This is a genomic window from Actinacidiphila sp. bgisy167, from assembly GCF_965342175.1.
GTDB lineage: Bacteria > Actinomycetota > Actinomycetes > Streptomycetales > Streptomycetaceae > Actinacidiphila.
Genome location: NZ_CBDRBL010000150.1, coordinates 1 through 6,395 on the forward strand (window position 1 = coordinate 1; position 6,395 = coordinate 6,395).

A 6,395-nucleotide genomic window follows, 5' to 3' on the forward strand; every position below is an offset into this window, starting at 1 on the left:
AACGGACATGACAGCACGCGCCTATGGGAGGCGTGAGAAAAGTCACCGGCGAGAAGCCGGCGGGTCGGCCGCGGGACCGACGCCCGCTGCCGGTGTCGCGGTTGCGCCAGTGGCGCGGGCGCGACAGCCCGTACCTGGCGACGCGTCAGCCGCGTAACTTCACGTGGCGAGCGGCCCGCGAGGGCAACCGGATTTTGGTCCGGCGACGTCCGAATACCGGACACAGTTCACCGATGATCGTGTTACAAGTCCGTTTCGTCGCTGTCTGTCTACAATCCAAATGTCCGAATTGCGGGATTATTTTGGACCGGTTGTGACCAAAACGAGATCGCAAGTGTGTGGTTAGCGGCCCGTCAATGACCGATAGTTGGAGCCGTTGAGCTCGGGTCAATGGGTCCAGGCGCTTATGGGGAGCGTCGACTCACGAGCACAGGTGACCGGTATCACTGCCAGGGGTGTCAGTGAGGCCGGCCCTTTCACGTAGAAACAGTGACTCCTGAGGAGGCAAACCCATGCGCGGTGCCAAGAGCGCCACTTGGGTCGCAGGCGCGATCATCGTCGCCATGGCTGCTACCGCTTGCGGCGGTGGCAAGGACAGCGCCGGCGGCGGCAGCAGCAAGTCGGACGGCATTGTGTCGATGGAGATAGGCGAGCCGCAGAACGGTCTCGTCCCCTCGAACACCTACGAGACCGAGGGTGGCGAGGTCGTCCACGCCCTGTTCGTCGGCCTCACCAAGCTTGACGCCGACAACAAGATCGTCGACGACATGGCGCAGTCCATCGAGACGCCGGACTCCAAGGTCTGGACGATCAAGCTCAAGCCGGGCTACACCTTCCACAACGGTGAGAAGGTGACCGCGCAGTCCTTCATCGACGCCTGGAACTACGGCGCCAACCAGGACAACGCCCAGCAGACCAACGCACTGTTCTCGCACATCGCGGGCTACGCGGACCTGAACCCGGGCGAGGGCAAGAAGCCGAAGACGGACAAGCTGTCCGGCCTGCAGGCCGTCGACGACTCGACCCTGAAGGTCACGCTGACCGCCCCCTTCTCCGCGTTCAAGGCCCAGCTGTCCTTCAACGCCTTCTACCCGCTGCCCAAGGCCTTCTTCAAGGACCCCAAGGGCTTCGGCGAGGCTCCGATCGGCAACGGTCCTTACGAGATGAAGGGCAAGGTCAAGCACAACGAGTCGATCAGCGTCGTCAAGTACGACAAGTTCCCCGAGGCCTCCCAGTACGAGGTCAAGGGCATCAACTTCAAGGTCTACTCGAACGCTGACACCGCCTACCGCGACCTGCAGGGCGGCAGCATCGACATCGACGACAGCATCCCGACCTCGGGTCTGGCGACGTACAAGCAGGACCTGGGCGACCGCGCGATCGACGAGTCGGACTCCGGCGTCGGCTACATCGGCTTCCCGCTGAAGTACAACAAGGCTTTCCAGAACGCCGACCTGCGCAAGGCCATCTCGATGTCGATCGACCGCAAGGCGATCGCCGAGAAGATCTTCCTCGGCTCGCGCATGCCGGCCGACGACTTCATCAGCCCGATCATCCCGGGTTACCGCCAGGGCGCCTGCGGCGACGCCTGCACGCTGAACCCGACCGAGGCCAAGAAGCTCTACCAGCAGAGCGGCGGCCTCCCGAACAACACCCTCGAGATCGGCTACAACGCCGACGGCGACCACAAGGCGTGGATCGAGGCTGTCGCCAACCAGATCCAGACCAACCTGGGCATCAAGGTCACGGCCAAGCCGTTCGAGCAGTTCCAGACCATCCTGAACGACCTGGACGCCAAGAAGTACGGTGGCGCCTTCCGTATGGGTTGGAACATGGACTACCCGAACATGGAGAACTACCTCCGCCCGATCTTCTCCAAGGACGCCATCGCCAACGGCTCCAACTACGCGGGTTACACCAACCCCGAGTTCGAGAAGCTCCTCGCGGCGGGTGACAAGGCGGCCACCGACGCCGACGCGCAAAAGGAATACCAGGCGGCCGACGACATCCTCCTCAAGGAGATGCCGTACATCCCGGTGTACTTCTACAAGCTGAACGCCGGCTACAGCGCCAAGCTGTCCGCCGTGAAGATCGCCGGTGGCAACGTCCTGTGGGACACCGTCAAGCTCGCCTGACGAGCAAGCCCTTGATGTAGCGGGCTGAAACGGGGTGGGGCAGGGGAGACCGAGAGGTGTCCCCTGACCCACCCTGTCCGCGTCCGCGTCCGACCCGCCGCACCCCCTCCCCCAGCCGTCCGGCGGCGGGCGGGTCAGCACCCCCTCTGGAGAACCGATGGGCCGATACGTCGTGCGCCGTGTCTTGCAGGCGATCCCTGTATTGATAGGCGTCACGTTCATCATTTTCTGCCTGGTCTTCGCCCTGCACGGCGACCCGATCCAGGCTTTGGCGGGCGAGAAGCGCGCCGACCCGAACATCGCCGCGATCCTGAGAGATCAGTACCACCTGAACGACCCCCTCATCGGGCAGTACTGGTACTACATCAGCGGTCTGTTCACCGGCGACCTGGGAACCACGTACACCGGCCGCCCGATCTCCGAGATCGTCTCCGAGCGCTTCCCGGTCACGCTGCAACTGGCGGTCACGGCGTTCGTCATCGAGGCCGTCGTCGGCATCCTGGCGGGTGTGCTCACTGCGCTGCGCAAGGGCAAGTTCCTGGACCAGGTGGTCCTGCTCAGCACCCTGCTGCTGATCTCGATCCCGGTGTTCGTGCTCGGCAGCGTGCTGCAGCTCGAGCTCGGCGTGCACCTGGCCATCTTCCCCATCTCCGGCAAGGACGACGGCTGGCCCACCAGCTACATCCTGCCCGGCCTCGTGCTCGCCTCCACATCGATGGCGTACATCACGCGCCTGACCCGGGCCAGCATGATGGAATCGGTCCGCGCCGACTACGTGCGCACGGCTGTGGCGAAGGGACTGCCCCGCCGCCGGGTCATCGGCATGCACGCCCTGCGCAACTCCCTCATCCCCGTCATCACGTTCCTGGGCATGGACCTCGGCGCGCTGATGGGCGGCGCGATCATCACCGAACGGATCTTCAACCTCCCGGGCATCGGAGGCCAGCTGGCCCAGTCGGTGTACCTGCGCGAGCGGCCCGTGGTGGTCGGACTGGTGACTCTCCTGGTCCTGATCTACCTGGGAGCCAATCTGCTCGTCGACATTCTCTACGCCGTGCTCGACCCGAGGATCCGCTATGAGTGACCAGACCATCGAAAAGTCCGTCCCGGCGACGCCCGGCGAGCCGACCGCCGCCGCGGCGGAGGAGAAGCCGGCGCGGGCCGCCAGCCTGCTCAAGGACGGCTGGACCGACCTCCGCAAGAACCCGTTGTTCATCATCTCGGGCCTCGTCATCCTCTTCTTGCTGGCACTCGCTATCGCGCCGGGGCTCTTCACCTCGCGGAGCCCCTTCGTCGACGGCTTCTGCCAGCTCCAGCACTCGCTTGACCGGCCCTCCTCGGGACACCTCTTCGGCTACGACCTGCAGGGCTGCGACATCTACACCCGCACGGTGTGGGGCACCCGCAACTCGATCGTCGTGGGTGTGGTCACCACGCTGCTGACCTCGCTGGTCGGCTGCGCGCTCGGAATGATCGCCGGTCTCCAGGGCGGTTGGCTGGACACGATCCTCTCCCGTGTGACCGAGGTCTTCTTCGCCGTTCCGCTGCTCATCGGTGGCCTGCTGATCACGTCGCTGTTCGCGACGGGCAACGTGTGGACGGTCTCCCTGGTGCTGGCGGTCCTCGGCTGGCCGCAGGTCTACCGCATCATGCGCGGTGAGGTCATCGCCAACAAGCACAACGACTACGTCAGCGCCGCCAGGGCGCTGGGCGCGGACAGCAAGCGGATCGCCTTCCGGCACATCCTGCCGAACGCCCTGGCACCGGTCATCGTCATCACGACGATGAACCTGGGCGTCTACATCGCGGCCGAGGCCGCACTGTCCTACCTCGGCATCGGCATCCAAGCCCCGAACATCTCCTGGGGCCTGATGATCAGCGACGTGCAGAACCGGTTCCTGACCGCCCCGCACGCGCTGCTCTTCCCGGCCGGCGCGCTCAGCATCACGGTGCTGGCGTTCATCATGCTCGGCGACGCGGTCCGCGACGCCTTCGACCCCAAACTGCGCTGAGGAGGGCGTACATGACCACCATCGACAAGACGGAGGGCGTGCCGGCCCCCCGGCGCGCCGGCGAGCAGGGCACACCCCTGCTCGAGGTCCGCGACCTGCACGTCGAGTTCCACACCCGGGACGGTGTCGCCAAGGCCGTCAACGGTGTGAACTACACCGTGGACGCGGGCGAGACCCTCGCGGTGCTGGGCGAGTCCGGCTCGGGCAAGTCCGTGACCGCTCAGGCGATCATGGGCATCCTCGACATGCCGCCCGGCAGGATCCCGCAGGGCGAGATCCTCTTCCAGGGCAAGGACATGCTCAAGATGTCCCCGGAGGAGCGCCGCAAGATCCGCGGCCGGAAGATTGCCATGATCTTCCAGGACGCGCTGTCCTCGCTGAACCCGGTGCTGAGCGTCGGCTACCAGCTGGGCGAGATGTTCCGCGTGCACCAGGGGCTCTCCCGCAAGGAGGCCAAGGCCAAGAGCGTCGAGCTGATGGACCGGGTCCGCATCCCGGCCGCGAAGCAGCGGGTGAACGACTACCCGCACCAGTTCTCCGGCGGTATGCGCCAGCGCATCATGATCGCGATGGCGCTCGCCCTGGAGCCTGACCTGATCATCGCGGACGAGCCGACCACCGCGCTCGACGTGACGGTCCAGGCTCAGGTCATGGACCTGCTCGCGGAGCTCCAGCGCGAGTTCAACATGGGTCTAATCCTGATCACCCACGACCTCGGCGTCGTCGCCGACGTGGCCGACAAGATCGCCGTGATGTACGCCGGTCGGATCGTGGAGACCGCGCCCGTCCACGAGATCTACAAGCGCCCGGCGCACCCCTACACCAAGGGCCTGCTGGCGTCGATCCCGCGGCTGGACCAGAAGGGCCAGGAGCTCTACGCGATCAAGGGCCTGCCCCCGAACCTGCTGCGCATCCCGACCGGCTGCGCGTTCAACCCGCGCTGCGAGATGGCGCAGGACATCTGCCGCACCGACGTGCCCACGCTGGTCCCTGTGACCGAGCGGGACGGTGGCGAGCTGCCGGGTCGCGGCAGCGCCTGCCACTTCTGGAAGGAGACGATCCATGGCTGACGTCACCACGACCGACCAGACGACAGCCGAGGTCGTCGAGGCCGCGATCACCGAGCCGGTCGAGCGCGGCGAGCCGATCCTCCAGGTGCGCAACCTGGTCAAGCACTTCCCGCTGACCCAGGGCATCCTGTTCAAGAAGCAGATCGGCGCCGTCAAGGCCGTCGACGGGGTCTCCTTCGACCTGTACCAGGGCGAGACCCTGGGCATCGTGGGCGAGTCCGGCTGCGGCAAGTCCACCGTCGCCAAGCTGCTGATGAACCTGGAGCGGGCCACCGCCGGCGAGGTCTTCTACAAGGGCCAGGACATCACCAAGCTGTCCGGCCGCGCCCTGAAGGCCGTGCGCCGCAACATCCAGATGGTGTTCCAGGACCCGTACACCTCGCTGAACCCGCGGATGACGGTCGGCGACATCATCGGCGAGACCTTCGAGATCCACCCCGAGGTGGCCCCGAAGGGCGACCGGCGCCGCAAGGTGCAGGAGCTGCTGGACGTCGTCGGCCTGAACCCGGAGTACATCAACCGGTACCCGCACCAGTTCTCCGGCGGCCAGCGGCAGCGCATCGGCATCGCCCGCGGCCTGGCGCTCAACCCGGAGATCATCATCTGCGACGAGCCGGTCTCGGCGCTGGACGTCTCGGTGCAGGCGCAGGTCATCAACCTGATGGAGAAGCTGCAGGACGAGTTCAACCTCTCCTACATCTTCATCGCGCACGACCTGTCGATCGTCCGCCACATCTCCGACCGCGTCGGCGTGATGTACCTGGGCAAGATGGCCGAGATCGGCACCGACGCCCAGATCTACGACCACCCGACCCACCCGTACACCCAGGCCCTGCTGTCGGCGGTGCCGGTGCCGGACCCGGAGTCCCGCGAGCACCGCGAGCGCATCATCCTCGCCGGTGACGTCCCCTCACCGGCCAACCCGCCGTCCGGCTGCCGCTTCCGCACCCGCTGCTGGAAGGCCCAGGACCGGTGCGCCACCGAGGAGCCGCTGCTGGCGATCCCGCAGCGCTTCCAGGGCCAGGACGTCCTGGCCGCGCACGAGTCGGCGTGCCACTTCGCGGAGGAGAAGGACGTCGTCCACGCGGTGAGCTGAGCACCACCCGCACCACGCCCGAGGGGGGGGGGGGGGGGGGGGGGGGGGGGGGGGGGGGGGGGGGGGGGGGGGGGGGGGGGGG

General features: G+C 66.5%; 5 protein-coding genes. All 5 read left to right on the forward strand.

Translation table 11 applies throughout. From position 1 onward, the window contains the following. The first annotated feature begins 512 nt into the window (after positions 1 to 512). The 5 genes from ACRWND_RS30000 (at position 513) to ACRWND_RS30020 (ending at position 6,313) form a co-directional block, all read left to right on the forward strand. Positions 513 to 2,135 (forward strand): peptide ABC transporter substrate-binding protein, encoded by a 1,623-nt coding sequence (locus ACRWND_RS30000; protein WP_431954989.1) that lies wholly within the window; start codon positions 513 to 515, stop codon positions 2,133 to 2,135. Positions 2,136 to 2,292: 157 nt separating this feature from the next. Next, a complete protein-coding gene (locus ACRWND_RS30005; RefSeq protein ID WP_431954991.1) occupies positions 2,293 to 3,219 on the forward strand; it encodes an ABC transporter permease in 927 nt (308 codons plus the stop codon). Continuing rightward, positions 3,212 to 4,147: an ABC transporter permease gene (locus ACRWND_RS30010; RefSeq protein ID WP_431954993.1), complete on the forward strand. Its 936-nt coding sequence runs from the start codon at positions 3,212 to 3,214 to the stop codon at positions 4,145 to 4,147. Before ACRWND_RS30005 ends, ACRWND_RS30010 begins: the two co-directional genes overlap by 8 nt. Before the next feature lie 11 nt (positions 4,148 to 4,158). After that, positions 4,159 to 5,217 (forward strand): ABC transporter ATP-binding protein, encoded by a 1,059-nt coding sequence (locus ACRWND_RS30015; RefSeq protein WP_431954995.1) that lies wholly within the window; start codon positions 4,159 to 4,161, stop codon positions 5,215 to 5,217. Next, the gene (locus tag ACRWND_RS30020; protein WP_431954996.1) at positions 5,210 to 6,313 is read left to right on the forward strand and encodes an ABC transporter ATP-binding protein; all 1,104 of its coding nucleotides are present in this window, start codon (positions 5,210 to 5,212) and stop codon (positions 6,311 to 6,313) included. The genes ACRWND_RS30015 and ACRWND_RS30020 overlap by 8 nt, the downstream gene beginning before the upstream one ends. Positions 6,314 to 6,395: the final 82 nt, after the last annotated feature.

What these genes read in the sequence shown, in the direction of transcription:
- ACRWND_RS30000 (WP_431954989.1), top strand. Translation starts at nt 513, where the DNA reads ATGCGCGGTGCCAAGAGCGCCACTTGGGTCGCAGGCGCGATCATCGTC.
- ACRWND_RS30005 (WP_431954991.1), top strand. Translation starts at nt 2,293, where the DNA reads ATGGGCCGATACGTCGTGCGCCGTGTCTTGCAGGCGATCCCTGTATTG.
- ACRWND_RS30010 (WP_431954993.1), top strand. Translation starts at nt 3,212, where the DNA reads ATGAGTGACCAGACCATCGAAAAGTCCGTCCCGGCGACGCCCGGCGAG.
- ACRWND_RS30015 (WP_431954995.1), top strand. Translation starts at nt 4,159, where the DNA reads ATGACCACCATCGACAAGACGGAGGGCGTGCCGGCCCCCCGGCGCGCC.
- ACRWND_RS30020 (WP_431954996.1), top strand. Translation starts at nt 5,210, where the DNA reads ATGGCTGACGTCACCACGACCGACCAGACGACAGCCGAGGTCGTCGAG.